Origin of the sequence: Rhodococcus sp. A14 (assembly GCF_011603105.1) — a bacterium.
Lineage (GTDB): Bacteria > Actinomycetota > Actinomycetes > Mycobacteriales > Mycobacteriaceae > Rhodococcus_F > Rhodococcus_F opacus.
In genome coordinates, this window is record NZ_JAAOQS010000135.1 from 1 (window position 1) to 20,841 (window position 20,841).

Here is a 20,841-nt window from a genome sequence, read left to right on the forward strand (position 1 = left end):
GGCGACCACGTTCTTCGACGACCCGGACGTGCTGGCGAAGGTCTCCCGCGGGTTGGGTGAGGCGATGGTCGGGATCAACGTCGACGACATCCCGGTCCCGCACCGGCTCGCCGAACGCGGCTGGTGATCCCCACGATCGATCTGTGATCGATCGCGGCGCTCCCGGCGCCGCACTGCTTCCGTTCGCACCGCACGAGGCCCTCACACGGGCCTCGTGCGGTGCGGTGCGCCGGTGCCCGGGACCCGTGTGAGAGTGTCAGCGGACGAGCATCGGAAGGGGCCGTGGATGGCGACGATCGAAGAGATCCTGGAAGTGGAACCCCTCGAGGAGAACCTCTTCCGAGGCATAGCGACCGAAACCATGCTTCCCCGGACGTTCGGCGGGCAGGTGGCCGGTCAGGCGCTGGTGGCGGCGGTCCGCACCGTCGACCCCCGCTTCATGGTGCATTCGCTGCACGGATACTTCCTCCGCCCCGGAAACCCCACGATGCCGATCGTGTACCTCGTGGACCGCATCCGGGACGGTCGGTCGTTCGTCACCCGGCGGGTCAGCGCCGTTCAGGACGGTCAGGCGATCTTCACGATGTCGGCGTCGTTCCAGGTCGAGGACGAGGGCATCGAGCACCAGGACGAGATGCCCGTGGTGCCGCCGCCCGATACCCTGCCGTTCGCCAGTGACTCCGACGACCCGGAAATCGCCTGGCTCGCCCAGGAGTGGTCCGACTGGGACATCCGGATGGTCGGCCACGGGGAGGTCGACCGCCGGCGCGGTGCGGCCGCTCAGCAGCAGGCGTGGTTCCGGTCCCGCAAGACGCTGCCCGACGACCCCGTCTTCCACGTCTGCGCACTGGCCTACATGAGCGACATGACGCTGATCGGTTCCGCCATGACCCCGCACCCCGGTGTCGAGATCAACGGTGCCTCACTCGATCACGCGCTGTGGTTCCTGCGACCGTTCCGGGCCGACGAGTGGCTGCTGTACGACCAGACGTCACCGTCCGCCGGTTTCGGTCGGGCGCTCGCGCAGGGCCGGATCTTCGACCGGAAGGGCAACCTGGTCGCTGCCGTCGTGCAGGAAGGGCTGACCCGGTTCCTGCGCACGACGTGAGCGGACTCAGCTGCCCGCCCGGACCGCGGGCCTCGGCGGATGGTCGTACCGCACCAGCAGGTCGGGTTCGACCGTGACGTCGGCCGCACGGCGCAGCAGGGCGGGCACGGTCCATCGTTGATCGGCCGGGGTGCGGCGCATCAGGGCTCCCTCGCCCAGATGGAGTTGCACCGTGACGTCGAAGTCGAGGTCCCGGCCGAGCAGCATCGGGCCGGCGACGAGAAGCACCTGACCGTCGGCCGCGGGAACGCGGGCGCAGCGGGCGGAGCGATCCTCGTCCTCGTCCCACAGGCGCGGCAACCACCGGCGGTCGGTGCGGACCGACCGCACCACCTCGCGGTTCAGGGCGTCGTAGTCGAACCAGAGGGTGCGGTAGCTGAGTTCGTCGTCGCGTCCCTGCTCGAACCGCAGGGAGGCGGGACGGACGTAGTCGTGGAGGGACACGACGTCACAGGGGCGGCCCTGCTCCCGCAGCGACGCGCACACCGCGTCCGCGAGGGGCAGGGGCTGCGCGCCGTCGGGCGCGTCGATCGCGACGACGGCGGTGCCGTGAACGGCGAGGCAGCGTTCGGTGACGAGGGCGACGAGACCGTCCGGGCTCGTCGGTGTGAACATCGTCATGGCACCCATCGTGCCTCGAGCCCGAACCGGGCGGATAACCTTGACCAGGCACAGAAGGAGGGCTCATGGCGAGCATCGAGGACGTTCTCGAACTCGAAGCGCTGGAGAAGGACATCTTCCGCGGCGCGGTTCATCCGTCTGTTCTGAAGAGGACGTTCGGTGGGCAGGTCGCGGGTCAGTCGCTGGTGTCCGCGGTCCGTACCGTCGACGAGGCGTTCAAGGTCCACTCCCTGCACGGGTACTTTCTGCGCCCCGGAAATCCCGCGAAACCCACCGTGTACCTGGTCGACCGGATCCGGGACGGCAGATCCTTCTGTACGCGGCGCGTCACCGGAATCCAGGACGGCAAGGCGATCTTCACCATGTCGGCGTCGTTCCACAGCGAGGACGAGGGCATCGAGCATCAGGACACGATGCCGTCCGTCCCCGCCCCCGAAGAGCTCGTCGACGCACAGACCCTCGAGGAGTTCGCCGCCACCGATCTCTACCGGGAGTGGAAGGAATGGGACGTCCGCATCGTTCCGGCCGACTCCACCGGGAAGACGCCCGGAATCGCCGCGCAGCAACGGGTGTGGATGCGGTACCGCAGCAAGCTGCCGGACGATCAGGTCTTCCACATCTGCACCCTCGCCTACCTCAGCGACATGACGCTCCTCGGCGCGTCGAAGGTCCCGCACCCGGGAGTGGTCACGCAGACGGCGTCGCTCGATCACGCCATGTGGTTCCTGCGCCCGTTCCGCGCCGACGAGTGGCTGCTCTACGACCAGACCTCACCCTCCGCCGGCTTCGGCCGCGCCCTCACCCAGGGCCGCATGTTCGACCGGAACGGCACCATGGTCGCCGCCGTAGTCCAGGAGGGGTTGACCCGCATCCAGCGCGATCAGGACAAGCGCGACATCGAGACAGGAAACATGGCATGACCCGTCCCCTCGTCGGAGTACTCGCCCTGCAGGGCGACGTCCGTGAACACCTTGCTGCACTGAACGATTCGGGTGCCGACGCCGTCGGTATCCGGCGCCCGGAGGAGCTCGAGAAGATCGACGGGCTCGTCATTCCGGGCGGCGAGTCGACGACGATGAGCAAGCTGCTGCAGATCTTCGAACTGCTCGAACCGCTGAAGGCGCGCCTGCACGACGGGTTGCCTGCCTACGGGTCCTGCGCCGGGATGATCCTCCTCGCGAGCGAGATCCTCGACACGAGGCCCGACGCGCAGCACCTCGGTGCGATCGACATGACGGTGCGCCGCAACGCCTTCGGTCGTCAGGTCGACTCCTTCGAGTCCGACCTCGAATTCGAGGGCATCGTCGGCGACCCGATGCGGGCCGTGTTCATCCGGGCACCGTGGGTGGAGCGCGTCGGCGACGACGTGCAGGTCCTCGCCCGCGTGCCCGAGTCGGGCGGCGCGGCCGCCGGACGGATCGTGGCCGTCCGGCAGGGTTCCGTGGTGGCCACGTCGTTCCACCCGGAAGTGACGGGCGACCGGCGGGTGCACGAGTTGTTCGTCGACATCGTCCGCGGGGTCTAACTCGCCGGACGGGGCGCGACGAGTGTGTTGAGGAGCGCCGCACCCTGCGCGGCGCCGTCCACGGTTACCGCGAACGGGCGGCCGCCGGTGCGGGTCACCACGATGCCCTCGCCGGCGCGGATCACGACCGCGGTCCCGCGCGGCGTGAAGCGGTAGCCCCAGCCGCCCCATTCCGCGGGGCGGATCTCGGTGACCCGGGCCTCGTCGATCGAGTCGAGCGGGATCTTCCGCCAGCGGACGTTCCACGACGAGAGGGTCAGTCCCGTGCGGTCGATCTGCACGGTCACCGAGGCGAAGCCGCCGCCGGCGATCGTCAGGACGAGGAACAGGACGGCGAGCCAGAGCGCTCCCACCAGCGCGGAGACGACGGCGGCCACGGCCATGGCGAGAGCGAGCACGCCCGCCCACCGTCCGCGGGCATATCCGGTCCAGGCTGCCCGCTCGCCGGGCGTCAGGGGGACGGGCAGCGTCGGCGCTGCACCGTTCTCTGCGGAGTGCGACGTCCGGGGGAGCAGGGCGAACGTGGCGATCGCCCACACGATTCCCAAGAGGGGAACGATGATCCACCAGCCCAGCGTCGCCGCTTCGGGCGAGCCCGCCTCGATCGTGGCGGCGACGCTGACGATCCAGGCCGTGGCCACCGTCCACCCGATGAGAACGGTGGCGGGAAGCCAGAGCGCGGCGTCGGTGCGGGCCCGCGCCGCCACGGCGCCGGCGATCGCGGTGGCGGCCGCGCAGACGGCGGCAGCGATCCAGAAGTAGGTGGTCGTGTCGCTGAATCGGTCCGGTTCGGTGCCGGACCAGTGGCTGGCCACCACCGGCGGCAGTTCGCCGCTCCAGGCGAGTCTCGCGATCACGAGCGCGAGGAGGGGCACCGCCGAGGTTGCGGCGAGGAGGCGCGTTCGGGAGGTCGTCATTGTCTGGTGGTCTCCTTGATCACGTCGAGCATCTGTTCGGTGTCGAGTCCGAGGCGTCGTGCCTCGGACACGAAAGTGCGTGCGGCTTCGGTCAATCCGGTGTGTACCGGGTCCGTGTCGGCGCGGACGACCGCGCCCCGGCCCCGGCGGAGGTCGATCAGGCCCTCGTCGCGCAGCGCGGCGTACGCGCGCAGCACGGTGTGGAGGTTGACGTCGATGGACTCGGCCAGCGCCCGGGCGGAGGGGAGCCGATCGCCCGCGCCGATCTCGCCGCGCAGGAACGCGCCGCGCACATTGGCGGCGATCTGTTCACCCAGTGGGGTGGTGGAGCTGTGGTCGACCCGCATCAACATGTTTGCATTCTATGCAAACAATGCCGACTTATGCGAGTTGTTACCCCGGGAACGCGCAGGGGCGGCCGGGCTGCGGGTAACATCGTCAAAGCTGAAACCGCGCATTCGGCGTGCCAAAGGCAGCAGGAAAGGGGCTTGAATCGCATGAGCGGCCACTCCAAATGGGCCACCACCAAGCACAAGAAGGCTGTGATCGATGCCAAGCGTGGCAAAGCCTTCGCGAAGCTGATCAAGAACATCGAGGTGGCGGCCCGTACCGGCGGTGGCGATCCTGCGGGAAACCCCACCCTGTACGACGCCATCCAGAAGGCCAAGAAGACGTCGGTCCCCAACGACAACATCGAGCGCGCCCGCAAGCGCGGCGCCGGTGAAGAAGCGGGCGGCGCCGACTGGCAGACCATCATGTACGAGGGCTACGGACCCAACGGTGTCGCCGTCCTCATCGAGTGCCTGACCGACAACCGCAACCGTGCGGCCGGCGAGGTGCGTACCGCGATGACCCGCAACGGCGGCAACATGGCCGACCCCGGTTCCGTGTCCTACCTGTTCACGCGCAAGGGCGTCGTCACTCTGGAGAAGGGTGACCAGACCGAGGACGACGTGCTGATGGCGGTCCTCGATGCGGGTGCCGAAGAGGTCACCGACCTCGGCGACACGTTCGAGATCGTGAGCGAGCCCACCGACCTCGTCGCCGTCCGGAGCGCACTGCAGGAGGCGGGAATCGATTACGACTCCGCCGAGGCAGACTTCCGCGCGTCCGTCGAGGTCCCGGTCGACGCGGACGGAGCCCGCAAGGTGTTCAAGCTCGTCGACGCGCTCGAGGAGTCCGACGACGTCCAGAACGTCTACACCAACGTCGACCTGTCCGACGAGGTGCTCGCGGAACTCGACGACTGATCGCACGGCGCGGGGCGGGGCGGGGGAGCGGTGCTCGCTCGCCGCGCCCCGTCCTGCGTGTTGATGCGCCGACTCGTCCGACCCCACGGCTAAGCTATCGAACAGCTGTTCGGCGTGGGAGAGGTGGCTTTGCGTGCGTGTGCTGGGTGTGGATCCCGGTCTGACCCGGTGCGGATTCGGAGTGGTGGACGGCGGGAGCGGCCGCACCGTCACCCCGATCGCCGTCGACGTGGTCCGGACCCCGGCCGACCTCGAGTTGGCGTCCAGGCTGCTGCGCATCTCCGAAGCGGCCGAATCGTGGATCGATCTGCACCGGCCTGAGGTCGTGGCGATCGAGCGGGTGTTCTCCCAGCACAACGTGCGCACCGCGATGGGCACCGCGCAGGCGGGTGGCGTCGTCGCCCTCGCCGCCGCGCGCCGCGGCATCCCCGTGTGTTTCCATACCCCCAGTGAGGTCAAGGCCGCCGTCACCGGGAGCGGCTCGGCAGACAAAGCTCAGGTGACGGCGATGGTGACGCGCATCCTCAAACTGGCGGCCGCACCCAAACCGGCCGACGCGGCGGACGCGCTGGCACTGGCGATCTGCCATTGCTGGCGGGCTCCGATGATCGAACGCATGGCCCGCGCCGAAGCCGCCGCCGCCGAACAGAAACGTCGCTACCAGGCCCGACTGGCCGAAGTGAAGAAGGCAGGTACACGATGATCGCGTCCGTCCGCGGCGAGGTGCTCGAGATCGCCCTCGACCATGCGGTGATCGAATCCGCCGGAGTGGGATACCGCGTGAACGCGACGCCGGCCACCCTCGGCGGACTGCAGCGGGGAACCGAGGCCCGGCTGGTCACGGCGATGATCGTCCGCGAGGACTCGATGACGCTGTACGGGTTCCCCGACTCGGAGTCCAAGGAGTTGTTCGGGCTGCTCCAGACCGTGTCCGGAGTCGGCCCGCGCCTGGCGATGGCGACCCTCGCCGTCCTCGAACCCGACGCGTTGCGGGCAGCGCTGGCCGAGGGCAACGTCACGGCGCTCACGCGGGTGCCGGGCATCGGCAAGCGCGGGGCGGAGCGGATGGTCGTCGAACTGCGCGACAAGGTCGACGCCGTCGCGTCCACGTCCGGGGCGGTGCCGCTCGGTGTGGGCGGCGGCGGATCGGTCCGCGACCAGATCGTCGAAGCCCTGGTCGGGCTCGGATTCCCGGCCAAGCAGGCGGAACAGGCCACCGACGCCGTCCTCGCCGAGGCGCCCGAGTCGACCACGTCGTCCGCCCTGCGCTCCGCCCTCTCCCTGCTCGGGAAGACCAGATGAATCCCGAACCCGGCGGCGACTACGACGAGGAGTCCCCGGTCTCGGCCGATCTCGTACCCGGCGACGGAGACATCGAGGCCAGCCTGCGGCCGAAGAACCTCCACGACTTCATCGGGCAACCGCGGGTCCGGGAGCAGTTGCAACTCGTCCTGACCGGCGCCAAGATGCGCGGCGGCACCCCCGACCACATCCTCCTCTCGGGTCCGCCCGGGCTGGGGAAGACCAGCATGGCGATGATCATCGCCGCCGAACTGGGATCCTCGCTGAGGCTGACGTCGGGTCCGGCGCTGGAACGGGCGGGCGATCTGGCCGCCATGCTGAGCAATCTCGTCGAGGGCGACGTGCTGTTCATCGACGAGATCCACCGCATCGCCCGGCCTGCCGAAGAGATGCTCTACCTCGCGATGGAGGACTTCCGGGTCGACGTCGTGGTCGGCAAGGGGCCCGGTGCCACGTCCATTCCCCTCGAGGTCGCGCCGTTCACCCTGGTCGGGGCCACCACGCGCTCCGGGGCACTCACCGGACCGCTGCGCGACCGGTTCGGCTTCACCGCACACATGGACTTCTACGAACCCGCGGAACTGAAGCAGATCCTCATGCGATCGGCGGGCATTCTCGGAGTGCAACTCGGCGAGGAGGCCGGCGCCGAGATCGCGAGCCGGTCCCGGGGCACGCCCCGCATCGCCAACCGCCTCCTCCGCCGCGTTCGCGACTACGCCGAGGTCCGGGCGGACGGCGTCGTCACCCGGGAGATCGCCCATGCTGCCCTCGCCGTCTACGACGTCGACCAACTGGGACTCGACCGTCTCGACCGGTCCGTTCTCAGTGCCCTCGTGCGCAGCTTCGGCGGCGGCCCGGTCGGGGTGTCCACCCTGGCCGTCGCGGTCGGTGAGGAGCCCGCCACCGTCGAGGAGGTGTGTGAGCCCTTCCTCGTCCGCGCCGGAATGATCGCCCGGACACCCCGCGGCCGTGTCGCCACGGCCGCCGCGTGGACGCAACTGGGCCTGACCCCGCCGCCCGACGCTGTGACCGGCGGAATCGAGGTCCGCGTCAACGAGCCGCAGGCCTCCCTGTTCGATCCGGAAGACCCCTGATCGACCCCCGGAGAAACGCCCGCCTCGTGCCGAGCGAACCGGTGTCCGGGCCGGTGATGGCACACTGGTGTATTGCATCGGTCCAACCGGGACCAGTGCTTCGGACCGTGCGACATACCTCGAGGTTGACTTACAGATGGATTTTCTCTTCCCGCTCCTGATTCTGGCGCTGCTCGTCCCCATGTTCCTGGGGATCCGCCGACAGAAGAAGGAGGCGGCCAAGGTGAGCGCTCTGCAGGACTCGCTCTCGGTCGGCGACCGCGTCCTCACGACTGCCGGTCTGCACGGCACCGTCGTCGCACTCGGCGACGAGACGATCAACCTCGAGATCGCTCCCGGCGTGGTCACCACATGGTCGCGTCTCGTGGTCCGCGAGCAGATCGTCGACGCCCCGCTGCAGGGTGACGGTTCCATCGACCACGAATCGATCGACGCCGAGGCCCCCGCCACCGACATCGTGCGCGAGGATCGCGAGAACGGCGGCGACAGCACGCCGCGGCTGAACAAGGATTGATCGACGCTTCCGCGGCGTAATTGCGCAGCCGTCGCGTCGCAGGCGCCCCGGGCGCGGCAACCGGGGCACAGCCCTGCGTCTGCCGGCCTGGTGCGCTGTGAACGTTCCCACCCGAACTGCACGTACTGAGGAGACATAGAGATCGTGGCACCTTCCACAGGATCGGTGCATCCCGTCCGCTACCTCACCGTTTTCGCGGTGCTCGTGGCGGTTCTGTATGCCCTGGTGTTCTTCACCGGCGACAAGTCCGCGACACCCAAGCTGGGCATCGACCTGCAAGGTGGGACCCGAGTCACCCTCACCGCACGCACCCCGGACGGCAGCAAGCCGACGCCGGACAGCCTGCGGCAGGCCCAGGAGATCATCGAGACCCGTGTGAACGGACTCGGCGTGTCCGGCTCCGAGGTGGTCATCGACGGCGACAACCTCGTCATCACCGTCCCCGGCGACGACAGCGCACAGGCGCGTTCGCTCGGCCAGACGGCGCGGTTGTACGTCCGTCCCGTCCAGACGTCGCAGGCCGCGGCTCCTGCCGGCACACAGGCACCCGCCGCCGGTGAGACGCCCGCCCAGACTCCCGCCGGAACCGAGACTCCCGCGCCCCAGAATCGGCCGTTCCCGGCTCAGGATCCGTCCACCTCTCCCGAGCCGGCTCCAACGGCGGAACCGGCGCCCGCCGACGCGTCCGGTACCGAGACCGCCGAGGCGGCCGACGAGATCGCGGCAGCGCGGGCCACACGTCAGAGCACCGACCCGGCCGTGCAGCAGCAGGCCATGGCGACACTCGACTGCAGCGTGCCCGACCCGCTGCGCGGCAACGACGACCCGGCCCTGCCGCTCGTCGCGTGCTCCACCGACGGCCAGGCCGTGTACCTGCTCGAACCGGCGATCATCGACGGACAGGAGATCGCCGACGCGACGTCCGGCTACAACTCCCAGCAGTCGCGGCACGAGGTGAGCCTGACGTTCAAGTCCGAGGGCAGCAACACCTGGGCCACGTTCACGTCGCAGAACATCGGCAAGCAGGCCGCGTTCACGCTCGACTCCAAGGTGGTGAGCGCACCGGTCGTCCAGGGCGCGACACCCGCAGGCAGCTCGACGTCGATCACCGGCTCGTTCACCGCGGAAAGCGCGAAAGAACTCGCGAACACCCTGAAGTACGGCTCGCTGCCGCTGTCGTTCGCGGCGTCGGAGGCGGAGACCGTGTCGGCGACGCTGGGTCTCGCCTCGCTGGAGGCCGGTCTCATCGCCGGTCTGGTGGGTCTGGTCCTGGTGCTGCTCTACTGCCTGCTCTACTACCGCATGCTCGGGGTGCTGACGGCGCTGTCGCTGGTGCTGTCCGGTGTGATGGTCTACGCGATCATGGTGCTGCTCGGCCGGTACATCAATTTCACCCTCGACCTCGCGGGCATCGCCGGTTTGATCATCGGTATCGGTATGACCGCGGACTCGTTCGTGGTGTTCTTCGAGAGAATCAAGGACGAGATGCGGGAGGGACGCAGTTTCCGGTCCGCGGTTCCGCGCGGCTGGGCCCGTGCACGCCGGACCATCCTGTCCGGTAACGCGGTCAGCTTCATCGCCGCCGCGGTGCTGTACGTCCTCGCAATCGGCCAGGTGCGCGGCTTCGCGTTCACCCTCGGCCTGACCACCGTCCTCGATGTCGTCGTGGTGTTCCTGGTGACGTGGCCGCTGGTCCACCTGGCCTCGAAGTCGCCGTTCTGGTCGAAGCCCGGTGTCAACGGGCTGGGTGCCGTGCAGCAGATCGCCAAGGAACGCAAGGCTGCCGCAGCGTCGGCGAAGGAGTCACGAGTATGAGCGAATCGACCACGTCCCAGTCTGCGTCGCAGACGGACCCCGAGTCTTCGCTGTCCGATTCGGGCGTCAACCAGTCGTCGATGCCCCAGCACAGCCTGCTGTCGCGGCTCTACACCGGAACCGGCGCCTTCGAGGTGGTCGGGCGGCGGCGCTTCTACTACATCCTGACCGGCACGATCGTGTTGATCTCGTTGCTGAGCATCCTCGTCCGCGGGTTCACCCTGGGTATCGATTTCGAGGGTGGATCGCGGATCCAGTTCCCCGCCGGCGGCGGGGTGGAGACCGCGCAGGTGGAGGAGGTCTACTCCGAGGCGCTGGGCATGGATCCCGTCTCGGTGCAGACGGTGGGCTCGGGTTCGAGCGCGACCGTGCAGATCCGCTCCGAGGCACTCGACGCGGCGCAGGTGGTGACGCTTCAGGACGCGTTGTACGACGAGTTCCAGCCGAAGGACAGTGACGGCAACGTCAGCAAGAACGTGATCAGCATCGCCGACGTCAGCGAGACGTGGGGCGGGCAGATCACCCAGAAGGCGCTGATCGCGCTGCTTGTGTTCCTGGTGATCGTGAGCGTGTACATCGCAGTCCGGTTCGAGCGTGACATGGCGATCGCCGCGATCGTCGCGCTGTTCTTCGACATCGCCGTGACCGCCGGTGTGTATTCGCTCGTCGGCTTCGAGGTGACCCCGGCGACCGTCATCGGTCTGCTGACCATTCTCGGTTTCTCGCTCTACGACTCGGTGGTGGTGTTCGACAAGGTCGAGGAGAACACGCGCGGGATTCTGCACCTGACCCGTCGCACCTACGCCGAGCAGGCGAACCTGGCGATCAACCAGACGCTGATGCGGTCCATCAACACCACGCTGATCAGCGTGTTGCCGGTGCTCGCGCTGATGGTGGTCGCGGTCTGGATGCTCGGTGTCGGAACGCTGAAGGACCTGGCGCTGGTGCAGCTCGTCGGCATCATCGTCGGCGCCTATTCGTCGATCTTCTTCGCGACTCCCCTGCTGGTCACGCTGAAGGAGCGGTGGGGTCCGGTGGCCGCGCACACGCGCAAGGTCCTCGCTCGCCGAGCGACCCTGGCACAGGGGGGTGCCCAGAAGGCCGGTACCCCGGCGGCCGAAGTCGCAGCATCCGCGGCGGTCGCCGCCGTCCCGCGCCGCCGGTCGGCGGCGACCGCACCCACTCCGGGCTCACGTCCCACCGGGAAGCGCAACAAGAAGAGGCACTGACATGCCCGCATCGCACAGCACCCGGCGCGGTGCGCACACCCGACGCGGCCGGATTACGGCCGTGTCGGGTGCCGGCCTCCTCGCGACCGTGGTCCTCGCCGGATCGCTCGTCGGATGTTCCGAGGAGGGTGAGCAGATCCCGTCTATCGGGTACGCCATCGACAACACCGTCACCACCTACAACGCCAACAGCGTCGCGGGTGCGGTGTCGGGGGCGCGTCAGGCGTTCGCGCGGGTTCTGCCCGGGTTCAACTACACGGGCCCGGAAGGCGGACCGGTGGCCGACACGGACATCGGCACCGCCAACGCGATGCCCGGGGACGCCCTGACGATCCAGTACAAGCTCAATCCGAACTCCGTCTACTCCGACGGCGTACCGATGTCCTGCGACGATCTGGTGCTGACGTGGGCGGCGAACAGTGGCCGTTTCCCGATGTTCGATGCGGCGAGCACCGCCGGCTACTCGGACATCGACCGGGTCGACTGCCAGACGGGCGCGAAGGATGCCGTCGTCACGTTCAAGGCGGGACGCACTGTCACCGACTGGAAGTCGCTGTTCGACGCGACGTCGATGATGCCGGCGCACGTGGTCGCCAGTGCTGCCGGCGTGCCCGACATCGTGGCCGCCGTGCAGAATTCGGACGCGGACGCATTGACGCGCGTCGCGGACTTCTGGAACGACGGATGGACGATGGCGCCCGGCGACCTCGACCTCGCCAAGTTCCCCGCGTCCGGCCCCTACAAGGTCGAATCGTTCTCCGAGGATGAGGGCCTCGTGCTGGTGGCCAACGACCGCTGGTGGGGGAACCGTCCGGCCACGTCCCGGATCGTGGTGTGGCCCAAGTCTTCCGACGTGAGTGCGCGGATCGGTGACGGTTCGGTCGAGGTGGTCGACGTCGCCGCCGGATCGGCACCGGACCTGGATCTCGGCGGGTTCGACGTGACGGAGGTGCCGTCGCGCAGCGTCGAGCAGTTCGTCCTGTCCACCTCGGGCCTGTTCGAGAACGCGGCCGGACGGCGGGCGTTCGCGGCGTGCCTGCCCCGGGAGGAGCTGGCGTCGAAGTTCGGGATCGCCACGGAGCCGGACGAGGCAGGCGCGGCGTCCGGGGGCCCGGTCGACACCCGGGTCACCGCCCCCGACAGTCTTGTTCACGAGTCGGTGGCCGGTGCCGTCGGCGGGCGGTACGAGACGGCGGACACCGCAGCGGCGGCGGATGCACTGGCCGACACCGGCAACACGTCGGCGACCGTCCGTGTCGGATACCTGGGTCCGAACCCGCGTCGCGCCGAGATCGTGGCGGCGGTGGCAGCGGCGTGTGCCCCGGCCGGTATCACCGTGCAGGACGTCGCGTCGCCCGAGTTCACGCCGTCGATGCTGCGCGAGGGGCAGGTGGACGTGGTCCTCGCTGGCACGGCCGCCGCTCCCGGCGCCGCGGGCACGGCGGCGGCCACGACCGCGATGTACGCCCTCCGCAGCGGTATCCGATCGAACTTCGGGGACTACAGCAACGGCCGCGTCGATCAGATCGTCGATCAACTCGCGGTCGACAGCTCCACCGCCACCCAGCTGTCGTTGTCGACGGAGGCGGAGAACATCCTGTGGTCGGACGTGCCCACGGTGCCACTGTTCGACCAGCCGCGGACCGTCGCGTTCGCAACAGGTTTGCAGGCGGGAGCAATCAATCCGACGCGTTCGGGCGCCGGCTGGAACATGGACAGGTGGGTTCTGCGCAGGTGATCGACCATTCTTCGGCGCGTGACGCCGTAAACCGGCTCACCCGGTGGGCCGACGACTTTCCGCAACCCGGGGTGCGGTTCGCCGATCTGACGCCGGTCTTCTCCGACGCGGACGGTTTCCGCGTCGTCGTCGACGCGCTCGCCGCCTGCGCCCCGGAGGCGGACGTGATTGCCGCCGTCGACGCGCGGGGGTTCCTCCTCGGCGGCGGCGTCGCCCGGGAACTGGGCTCCGGTGTGGTGGCCGTGCGGAAGTCGGGCAAACTGCCGCCGCCCGTGCTGTCGCAGTCGTACACCCTCGAATACGGAACGGCCACGCTGGAGATTCCGAGCGGATCGATCGGTCTGGACGGGCGCTCGGTGCTCGTCGTCGACGACGTCCTGGCCACCGGCGGAACCCTCGACGCCACGGCACGACTGGTGGAATCCGCAGGTGCCCGGGTGATCGGTGTCGCCGTGGTCCTGGAGATCGCCGCGCTGGGTGGCCGGGAGCGGCTCGGAAAGTACCCGCTCACGTCCCTCGTCACGATCTGAGTACTAAAGTTGTGCCTGGTGGTCGTCACGGCCACCGGGGCGCATGCCCGAGACCAACCAGGGCCGCACGGCCCGAGCCATTTCAGTGGTAGGAGGTGACGGCATGACTTCGAATCTTGATCGGTCGCAGAACACGGGATCAACCTCGTCTGCGCAATCCGATGCCGAGTCACCTGCAGCGAACCCGGCTTCCGGTAACAACCGTGGAGCACAGGGATTCGCCGTTCCGGCGTCCGCATCGCGCCGGGTACGAGCGCGACTCGCCCGGCGCATCACGGGTCAGCGGAACACGACCATCCGGCCGGTTCTCGAACCGCTCGTCAGCCTGCATCGCGAGCTCTATCCGAAGGCGGACCTGGCGCTCCTACAACGCGCCTACGACGTCGCGGAGGAGCGGCACGCCAGCCAGCGCCGCAAGTCGGGCGACCCGTACATCACGCATCCGCTCGCCGTCGCCAGTATCCTCGCCGAACTGGGGATGGACACGACCACGCTGGTCGCGGCCCTGCTCCACGACACCGTCGAAGACACCGGCTACTCCCTCGAGCAGTTGACCGACGAGTTCGGCGAAGAGGTCGCCCACCTCGTCGACGGCGTCACCAAACTCGACAAGGTGGTGCTCGGCAACGCCGCCGAGGGCGAGACCATCCGCAAGATGATCATCGCGATGGCCCGCGACCCCCGCGTGCTGGTGATCAAGGTGGCCGACCGGCTCCACAACATGCGGACCATGCGTTTCCTGCCGCCCGAGAAGCAGGCCCGCAAGGCCCGCGAAACGCTCGAGGTGATCGCGCCCCTGGCCCACCGGCTGGGCATGGCGACCGTGAAGTGGGAACTCGAGGACCTGTCCTTCGCGATCCTGCATCCCAAGAAGTACGACGAGATCGTGCGGCTCGTCGCAGACCGTGCGCCGTCCCGCGACACCTACCTCGCGAAGGTTCGCGCGGAGATCAACGCGACGTTGACGGCGTCGCGCATCAACGCCGTCGTCGAGGGCAGGCCCAAGCACTACTGGTCGATCTACCAGAAGATGATCGTCAAGGGCCGCGACTTTGACGACATCCACGACCTGGTCGGCGTGCGAATCCTGTGCGACGAGGTCCGCGACTGCTATGCGGCCGTCGGCGTCGTCCACTCGCTGTGGCAGCCGATGGCGGGCCGGTTCAAGGACTACATCGCGCAGCCGCGCTACGGCGTCTACCAGTCGCTGCACACCACCGTGGTCGGGCCGGAGGGCAAACCCCTCGAGGTGCAGATCCGCACCCACGACATGCACCGGACCGCCGAGTTCGGTATCGCCGCGCACTGGCGGTACAAGGAGACCAAGGGCAGGCACTCCGGTGACGTCGCCGAGGTCGACGACATGGCGTGGATGCGTCAGCTCCTCGACTGGCAGCGTGAGGCCGCCGACCCGGGTGAGTTCCTCGAGTCGCTCCGCTACGACCTGGCGGTCAAGGAGATCTTCGTCTTCACCCCCAAGGGCGACGTGGTGACGCTGCCCGCCGGGTCGACACCCGTCGACTTCGCGTACGCAGTGCACACGGAGGTCGGGCACCGGTGTATCGGCGCCCGGGTCAACGGCAGGCTGGTGGCGCTCGAACGCAAGCTCGAGAACGGCGAGGTCGTGGAGGTCTTCACGTCGAAGGCCGTCAACGCGGGCCCGAGCCGCGACTGGCAGACGTTCGTCGTCTCCCCGCGCGCCAAGACGAAGATCCGGCAATGGTTCGCCAAGGAACGTCGTGAAGAGGCGCTCGAGGCGGGCAAGGACGCCATCGCGAAGGAGGTGCGGCGGGTCGGGCTGCCGCTGCAGCGCCTGATGAACGCCGAATCGATGGCGTCCATCGCGCACGAACTGCACTACACCGACGTGTCGATGCTGTACACGGCCGTCGGTGAGAGCCACGTGTCGGCGCAGCACGTCGTCCAGCGTCTGGTGGCTCACCTGGGCGGTGTCGGCGACGTCGAGGAGGAGCTGGCCGAGCGGTCGACTCCGTCCACGATGCCGATGCGCCCTCGGAGCACCGGCGACGCGGGCGTGCTCGTTCCCGGCGCGGAGGGCACGGTCGCCAAGCTGGCCAAGTGCTGCACACCGGTTCCCGGCGACGAGATCATGGGTTTCGTGACCCGGGGCGGCGCGGTCAGTGTTCACCGCACCGACTGCACCAACGCGGGCTCTCTGCAGGAGCAGTCCGAGCGCATCATCGAGGTCAAGTGGGCGCCGTCGCCGTCGTCGGTGTTCCTGGTGGCCATCCAGATCGAGGCGCTCGATCGGCACCGGCTGCTGTCGGACGTGACGAAGGCGCTCGCGGACGAGAAGGTCAACATCCTGTCGGCGTCCGTGACGACGTCCGGCGACCGGGTGGCGATCAGCAAGTTCACGTTCGAGATGGGCGACCCGAAGCACCTCGGGCACGTGCTGAACGTGGTCCGCAACGTCGAGGGCGTGTACGACGTGTACCGGGTGACGTCCGCCGCGTAGCAATGACGAACGGGACGGTCGTTCGATCTGATCGAACGACCGTCCCGTTCGTGTAGCCGGGGGGAGAGGGTCAGCCGACCTTCACGGTCTCGATCTGGACCGGGGTGTTGGGCTTGCCGCCGCCTGCGGACATGGATCCGTCGTCGCCGTCCGCCGCGATCTTTTCGACGGTCGCGAGGCCCTCCTCGGAGATCGTCCCGAACACGGTGTAGTTGGGCGGGAGCACCGAGTCGGCGTAGACGAGGAAGAACTGGCTGCCGTTGCTGCCGGGTGTCCCGCTGTTCGCCATCGCGACGGTGCCGCGCGGGTAGACCACCGGATTCGCGAGTGCCGGATCGTTCGGCGCGAACGCCGTCTCCGGGTACTCGGTGGTGAATCCGTAGCCCGGTCCGCCGGTGCCCTTCCCGCTGGGATCGCCGCACTGCAGGACCTGCAGGCCGAGCTCCGTGGTCAGCCGGTGGCAGGGTGTGTCGTCGAAGTAGCCCTGCTGGGCCAGACTCGTGAAGCTGTTGACCGTGCACGGGGCTTCGGCGCGGTCGAGGACCAGGCCGATCGGTCCGGCGCTGGTCTGGAGGTCGACCGGGACGGTGCCTTCGGTGGAGACCCCGGAAGTGGGCGGCGGGGTGACGTCCTTGGCGGCGGGCTGCCCGGCCGGATACGTGCAGTCCACGGTGGCCGCGGCCGGCGCCGGGACCGGCGGCAGCGTGCCGAACTTGGACAGATCGAGCGACTGTTCCGCCGCGCTCGTGGGGGCCGCCTTCGACGAGGTGCCGGTCGACGTGCCGCCGGAGTCCGACGAATCCGAACAGCCGGCGAGGAGGACCGCGAGGCTCACGCCTGCGACGAGGATCGAGGTGCGTTTCATCGGTCCATCCTCACACGAGACTCAGTCCATCCGGACGGACGTGATGTCGATAGGCAGGTTCGGCTTGCCGCCGCCGGCCTGCATCGATCCGTCGTCACCGGCCGCCGCCACCTTCTCGATGGTCGCGAGACCGGTCTCGTCGACCTTCCCGAACGCGGTGTACTGCGGGGGCAGCTGCGAGTCGGCGTAGACGAGGAAGAACTGGCTGCCGTTGCTGTCGGGCTGACCGCTGTTGGCCATCGCGATGGTGCCGCGCGGGTACGTCACCGGCACCTGCAGGGACGGATCCGATGCCTCGTACTGGTCGGTGGGGAATTCGTTGGCGAAGCCGTAACCGGGACCGCCGGTGCCTGCGCCCGTGGGATCACCGCACTGCAGGACCTTCAGTCCCTCGGACGTGACGAGCCGGTGGCACGGGGTGTTGTCGAAGTAGTTCTGGCTCGCCAGGCTCAGAAAGTTGTTGACGGTGCACGGGGAGTCGGCGTTGTCCAGGATCAGGCCGATGTTGCCCTGCGTCGTCTGCATGCTGACGCTGACTTCCTGGAGGGTGGTGTCGATGTCGTCGGTGCGCGGCGGGTTCACCTGCTTCGCCGGCGGCTGAGTGCCGGGGGTGTACGTGCAGGACACCTTCTCGGGCAGCGGTTCGGACCGGCCCGCCGGCATCACACCGGGCGACTGCGGCGACGCCGACACCGACTCGGCCGCCGACGCTTCCGTCGCGTCGTCGTCGCTGCTGGTGAGGGCGAAGACGACGGCGCCCGCCGCCACCACGAGCACGACACCGAGCACCGAACCGGCGATGGTCAGCTGCTTACGCTTGCGTGCTCTGTCGGCGCGGCGTTCGAGCTGACGCTCGAGCTTTCGTTTGGCTGCTTCCCGGCGCTGCTCGTTGCTCGGCACTGCGGTGGTCCTCCCGTATCGGTCTGTCTGGCAGTCGGTCGATCGATATAGCAGTTGGTCGGTGCGAACTACCCCCGGCACACGACCTCCAGAGTCTGCCATCCGAACCTGAGAACATCCTGCCGGGGCGGCGGCTTAGGCTGTAGCGACTGCAATGTCCACTCGAACAGGAGCCTCACAGGTGCTCGTCACAGGATTCCCGGCCGGGATGTTTCAGACCAACTGCTACATCCTCGCGCAGGACGATGCCCAGGAATGCGTCGTCGTCGACCCAGGACAGGACGCCGCCGAACCGTTGTTCGAGTTCCTGGACCAGTCGAATCTCACGCCGACCGCGGTGCTCCTGACCCACGGTCACCTCGACCACGTCTGGAACGCCTACGACGTCTGCGAGAAGTTCGGTATCCCCGCGTACATCCATCCCGAGGACCGGTACATGCTGTCGGACCCCGGCCGCGGCATCGGACCGACGATGAAGCCGTTCATCGAGGGCATGACGTTCGTCGAGCCCGGCGAGGTGATCGCGCTTGCCGACGGCGACGTGATCGAGCAGGCCGGGATGTCGTTCGCTGTGGACCACACCCCGGGGCACACGCAGGGGTCCGTGGTCTTCCGGACCCGCGTGGCCACCGAGAACGGCCCCGTCGAGATCGCCCTCACCGGTGACACGCTGTTCCAGGGGTCGATCGGCCGCAGCGACCTGCCCGGCGGCAATCACGAACAGTTGTTGCAGTCCATCGCCGACAAGCTTCTGATCCTCGCCGACGACACCGCGGTCCTGCCCGGGCACGGCGGGTCGAGCACCGTCGGCGCCGAACGTGGGTCGAACCCCTTTCTCGTTGGACTCTCGGGATCGAAATAAGGAAAAGTAACGACAGTGAGCAAAGCCAGCACCTTCTCCGCCCCCAAGGGCGTCCCCGATTACGTCCCGCCGCAGTCGTCCGAGTTCGTCGCGGTCCGTGACGGACTCACGCGCGCTGCGCGACTGGCCGGATACGGCCACATCGAACTTCCCATCTTCGAGGACACCGGGTTGTTCGCCCGCGGCGTCGGCGAGTCCACCGACGTCGTCAGCAAGGAGATGTACACGTTCGCCGACCGCGGTGATCGTTCGGTGACCCTGCGGCCGGAGGGCACGGCGGGCGTCATGCGGGCCGTGATCGAACACGGCCTGGACCGCGGCCAGTTGCCGGTGAAACTGAGCTACGCCGGACCGTTCTTCCGTTACGAGCGCCCGCAGGCCGGTCGTTACCGCCAGTTGCAGCAGGTCGGGGTGGAGGCCATCGGTGTCGACGACCCCGCCCTCGACGCCGAGGTCATCGCCATCGCCGACGCCGGTTTCCGGTGCCTCGGCCTCGACGGGTTCCGGTTGGAGATCACCTCCCTCGGTGACGACACGTGCCGGCCGCAGTACCGGGAACGGTTGCAGGAGTTCCTGTTCGCGCTTCCCCTCGACGAGGAGACGCGTCGGCGGGCGGAGATCAACCCGCTGCGCGTGCTCGACGACAAGCGCAAGGAGGTGCGCGAGATGACGGCGGACGCACCGCTCATGCTCGATCACCTCTCGGACACGGCGAAGGCGCACTTCGACGAGGTGCTCGCACACCTCGACGCGCTGGGTGTGCCGTACGTGGTGAACCCGCGAATGGTCCGCGGCCTCGACTACTACACGAAGACGACGTTCGAATTCGTCCACGACGGTCTCGGCGCGCAGTCGGGTATCGGTGGCGGCGGACGGTACGACGGTCTGATGGCTCAGCTCGGCGGTCAGCCGCTGTCCGGCATCGGTTTCGGGCTCGGTGTCGACCGGACCGTCCTGGCGCTCGCTGCCGAGGGCAAGACCGCAGGCTCGACCGCCCGCTGTGAGGTCTTCGGCGTCCCGCTGGGCGAGGAAGCGAAGGCGAAGCTGGTGGTGATCGCTCAGCAGTTGCGCGCCCAGGGGATTCGAGTCGATCTCGCGTACGGCAACCGCGGGGTGAAGGGCGCGATGAAGGCCGCCGACCGATCCGGCGCCGCGCTGGCACTCGTGCTCGGCGACCGCGACATCGCCGACGGGACGGTGGGAATCAAGAATCTCGCCACCGGAGATCAGGAATCGGTCTCCTCGGCGGATGTCGTCGCACGCGTCGGAGCCATCCTTGGCGCGTGACGACACCGCGCCGGTGTCACTCGACCTCGTTCCGATCGAGTTGATCGCGCCGCGACTCAAGCGGGTCGCGGCGATCGCCGTGCTGATCGGTGTGGTGGTCGGCGTCATCGTCGGGTTCTTCGGGCCCGTGTGGGTCGGTGTGACGGTCGGGGCCGTGATCGCGGTCCCGACCGCCGCCTCCGCGCTCCTCACGTTGCGGCGTCGAGTCACACTGCAGACCGGGCGAATCCGGTCGACCGGGGGACTGCGTAGCCGGCACGTCGACGTCACGAGGGCGGTCGCGGCGGAACTGGTGGTCCGTTCGGCTCGGGTCAGCGAGGTGAGCGTGCGGATCACGGACCCCGACGGGAGCCTCGCGATACCGCTCGCCCTCTACACGACCGACGGCGGCCGTGAACTCGAGATCCTCGGGCTCCGCAGGCTGGCCGACGCCCTGACGACGAGCGAACTGGTGCCGGCCGCCGCGATCGCGTCGGTGCTCATCGAGCAGCTCCGTGCGGAGGCGCGCGGCGCGGGCCTTCCCGAACGCCCCCTGTTCCGGGCCGTGGAACTGGTGCGTTCGGAAGGCCGCGTGCCCACCACCACGCTCACCGATCACGAGGTGGCAGCGCTCCTCGACTGAGCGATCAGCTCTGGTCGCCGAACGGAGTGTCGTCCAGGTCTTCGCCGCCGATCACGGCGGGCGCGACCATGGGGAGGTCGCCGACGAACGCGTTGTTCTCGCCGGCGTTGACGAGGTAGCTCGGTGTGGACCGCCCGCTCAGCTGGTCGTCGCCGCCGCGCCCGGCGCCCGCCATCCCCGCCC

Annotated in this window: 21 protein-coding genes; 16 read left to right on the top strand and 5 right to left on the bottom strand. The window is 68.6% G+C overall.

From position 1 onward, the window contains the following. Nucleotides 1-286 precede the first annotated feature (286 nt). Nucleotides 287-1,108, top strand: a complete 822-nt coding sequence (locus tag G9373_RS39660; protein ID WP_054248930.1) for an acyl-CoA thioesterase II — start codon at nt 287-289, stop codon at nt 1,106-1,108. Nucleotides 1,109-1,114: 6 nt separating this feature from the next. Here G9373_RS39660 and G9373_RS39665 read toward each other — a convergent pair whose 3' ends face one another. Beyond that, nucleotides 1,115-1,738 carry a hypothetical protein gene (locus G9373_RS39665; RefSeq protein WP_005565687.1) on the bottom strand — a complete coding sequence of 208 codons (624 nt, stop codon included), beginning with the start codon at nt 1,736-1,738 and terminating at the stop codon, nt 1,115-1,117. 56 nt (nt 1,739-1,794) lie between these two features. Here G9373_RS39665 and tesB point away from each other — a divergent pair, with 56 nt between their 5' ends. Both tesB and pdxT read left to right on the top strand, forming a co-directional pair. Further along, nucleotides 1,795-2,649 (top strand): acyl-CoA thioesterase II, encoded by an 855-nt coding sequence (gene tesB, locus G9373_RS39670; protein WP_005260880.1) that lies wholly within the window; start codon nt 1,795-1,797, stop codon nt 2,647-2,649. Beyond that, the gene (gene pdxT / locus G9373_RS39675) at nt 2,646-3,254 is read left to right on the top strand and encodes a pyridoxal 5'-phosphate synthase glutaminase subunit PdxT (protein ID WP_005240983.1); all 609 of its coding nucleotides are present in this window, start codon (nt 2,646-2,648) and stop codon (nt 3,252-3,254) included. The genes tesB and pdxT overlap by 4 nt, the downstream gene beginning before the upstream one ends. Here the strand turns inward: pdxT and G9373_RS39680 are convergent. Further along, a complete protein-coding gene (locus G9373_RS39680; RefSeq protein WP_065490684.1) occupies nt 3,251-4,171 on the bottom strand; it encodes a hypothetical protein in 921 nt (306 codons plus the stop codon). The two genes, pdxT and G9373_RS39680, sit on opposite strands and share 4 nt — an antisense overlap. Then, complete coding sequence (locus G9373_RS39685; protein ID WP_005240987.1) at nt 4,168-4,524, bottom strand: GntR family transcriptional regulator; 357 nt, start codon at nt 4,522-4,524, stop codon at nt 4,168-4,170. Before G9373_RS39685 ends, G9373_RS39680 begins: the two co-directional genes overlap by 4 nt. A gap of 144 nt (nt 4,525-4,668) precedes the next feature. On the opposite strand from G9373_RS39685, the gene G9373_RS39690 reads away from it, so the two are divergent. The 10 genes from G9373_RS39690 (at nt 4,669) to G9373_RS39735 (ending at nt 16,122) form a co-directional block, all read left to right on the top strand. Beyond that, on the top strand, nt 4,669-5,421 hold the full coding sequence (locus G9373_RS39690; RefSeq protein ID WP_005260882.1) for a YebC/PmpR family DNA-binding transcriptional regulator: 753 nt from the start codon (nt 4,669-4,671) through the stop codon (nt 5,419-5,421). A gap of 133 nt (nt 5,422-5,554) precedes the next feature. Beyond that, nucleotides 5,555-6,124, top strand: a complete 570-nt coding sequence (ruvC, locus tag G9373_RS39695; protein WP_005240990.1) for a crossover junction endodeoxyribonuclease RuvC — start codon at nt 5,555-5,557, stop codon at nt 6,122-6,124. After that, nucleotides 6,121-6,723: a Holliday junction branch migration protein RuvA gene (gene ruvA, locus G9373_RS39700; protein WP_133986593.1), complete on the top strand. Its 603-nt coding sequence runs from the start codon at nt 6,121-6,123 to the stop codon at nt 6,721-6,723. Before ruvC ends, ruvA begins: the two co-directional genes overlap by 4 nt. Continuing rightward, the gene (gene ruvB / locus G9373_RS39705) at nt 6,720-7,817 is read left to right on the top strand and encodes a Holliday junction branch migration DNA helicase RuvB (RefSeq protein WP_133986594.1); all 1,098 of its coding nucleotides are present in this window, start codon (nt 6,720-6,722) and stop codon (nt 7,815-7,817) included. Before ruvA ends, ruvB begins: the two co-directional genes overlap by 4 nt. 136 nt (nt 7,818-7,953) lie before the next feature. Further along, nucleotides 7,954-8,331 (top strand): preprotein translocase subunit YajC, encoded by a 378-nt coding sequence (gene yajC / locus G9373_RS39710; protein ID WP_120659205.1) that lies wholly within the window; start codon nt 7,954-7,956, stop codon nt 8,329-8,331. A 144-nt stretch (nt 8,332-8,475) separates the two neighbouring features. Then, entirely contained in the window at nt 8,476-10,146 is a 1,671-nt protein-coding gene (secD, locus tag G9373_RS39715; protein WP_005240999.1) for a protein translocase subunit SecD, read from the top strand. Further along, nucleotides 10,143-11,375, top strand: a complete 1,233-nt coding sequence (gene secF / locus G9373_RS39720; protein WP_005260887.1) for a protein translocase subunit SecF — start codon at nt 10,143-10,145, stop codon at nt 11,373-11,375. Before secD ends, secF begins: the two co-directional genes overlap by 4 nt. A gap of 1 nt (nt 11,376) precedes the next feature. Next, nucleotides 11,377-13,113, top strand: a complete 1,737-nt coding sequence (locus tag G9373_RS39725) for an ABC transporter substrate-binding protein (protein WP_054248718.1) — start codon at nt 11,377-11,379, stop codon at nt 13,111-13,113. Continuing rightward, nucleotides 13,110-13,643 carry an adenine phosphoribosyltransferase gene (locus G9373_RS39730; RefSeq protein WP_052023982.1) on the top strand — a complete coding sequence of 178 codons (534 nt, stop codon included), beginning with the start codon at nt 13,110-13,112 and terminating at the stop codon, nt 13,641-13,643. The genes G9373_RS39725 and G9373_RS39730 overlap by 4 nt, the downstream gene beginning before the upstream one ends. Before the next feature lie 103 nt (nt 13,644-13,746). Further along, nucleotides 13,747-16,122 (top strand): RelA/SpoT family protein, encoded by a 2,376-nt coding sequence (locus G9373_RS39735; RefSeq protein WP_005241006.1) that lies wholly within the window; start codon nt 13,747-13,749, stop codon nt 16,120-16,122. Nucleotides 16,123-16,192: 70 nt separating this feature from the next. On the opposite strand, the gene G9373_RS39740 is transcribed toward G9373_RS39735, so the two are convergent. Together G9373_RS39740 and G9373_RS39745 are read right to left on the bottom strand one after the other, a co-directional pair. Continuing rightward, the gene (locus G9373_RS39740) at nt 16,193-16,987 is read right to left on the bottom strand and encodes a peptidylprolyl isomerase (protein WP_005566973.1); all 795 of its coding nucleotides are present in this window, start codon (nt 16,985-16,987) and stop codon (nt 16,193-16,195) included. A 21-nt stretch (nt 16,988-17,008) separates the two neighbouring features. After that, complete coding sequence (locus G9373_RS39745; protein ID WP_005260891.1) at nt 17,009-17,887, bottom strand: peptidylprolyl isomerase; 879 nt, start codon at nt 17,885-17,887, stop codon at nt 17,009-17,011. Between the two features lie 181 nt (nt 17,888-18,068). Between G9373_RS39745 and G9373_RS39750 the strand changes: the two genes are divergently transcribed. Genes G9373_RS39750 through G9373_RS39760 form a run of 3 tightly spaced genes read left to right on the top strand, consistent with a single transcriptional unit; the run spans nt 18,069 to nt 20,658 of the window. Then, nucleotides 18,069-18,749, top strand: a complete 681-nt coding sequence (locus tag G9373_RS39750) for an MBL fold metallo-hydrolase (RefSeq protein WP_005566972.1) — start codon at nt 18,069-18,071, stop codon at nt 18,747-18,749. Between the two features lie 15 nt (nt 18,750-18,764). Then, the gene (gene hisS, locus G9373_RS39755) at nt 18,765-20,036 is read left to right on the top strand and encodes a histidine--tRNA ligase (protein ID WP_133986595.1); all 1,272 of its coding nucleotides are present in this window, start codon (nt 18,765-18,767) and stop codon (nt 20,034-20,036) included. After that, entirely contained in the window at nt 19,999-20,658 is a 660-nt protein-coding gene (locus tag G9373_RS39760) for a hypothetical protein (protein ID WP_007298695.1), read from the top strand. Before hisS ends, G9373_RS39760 begins: the two co-directional genes overlap by 38 nt. Nucleotides 20,659-20,841: the final 183 nt, after the last annotated feature.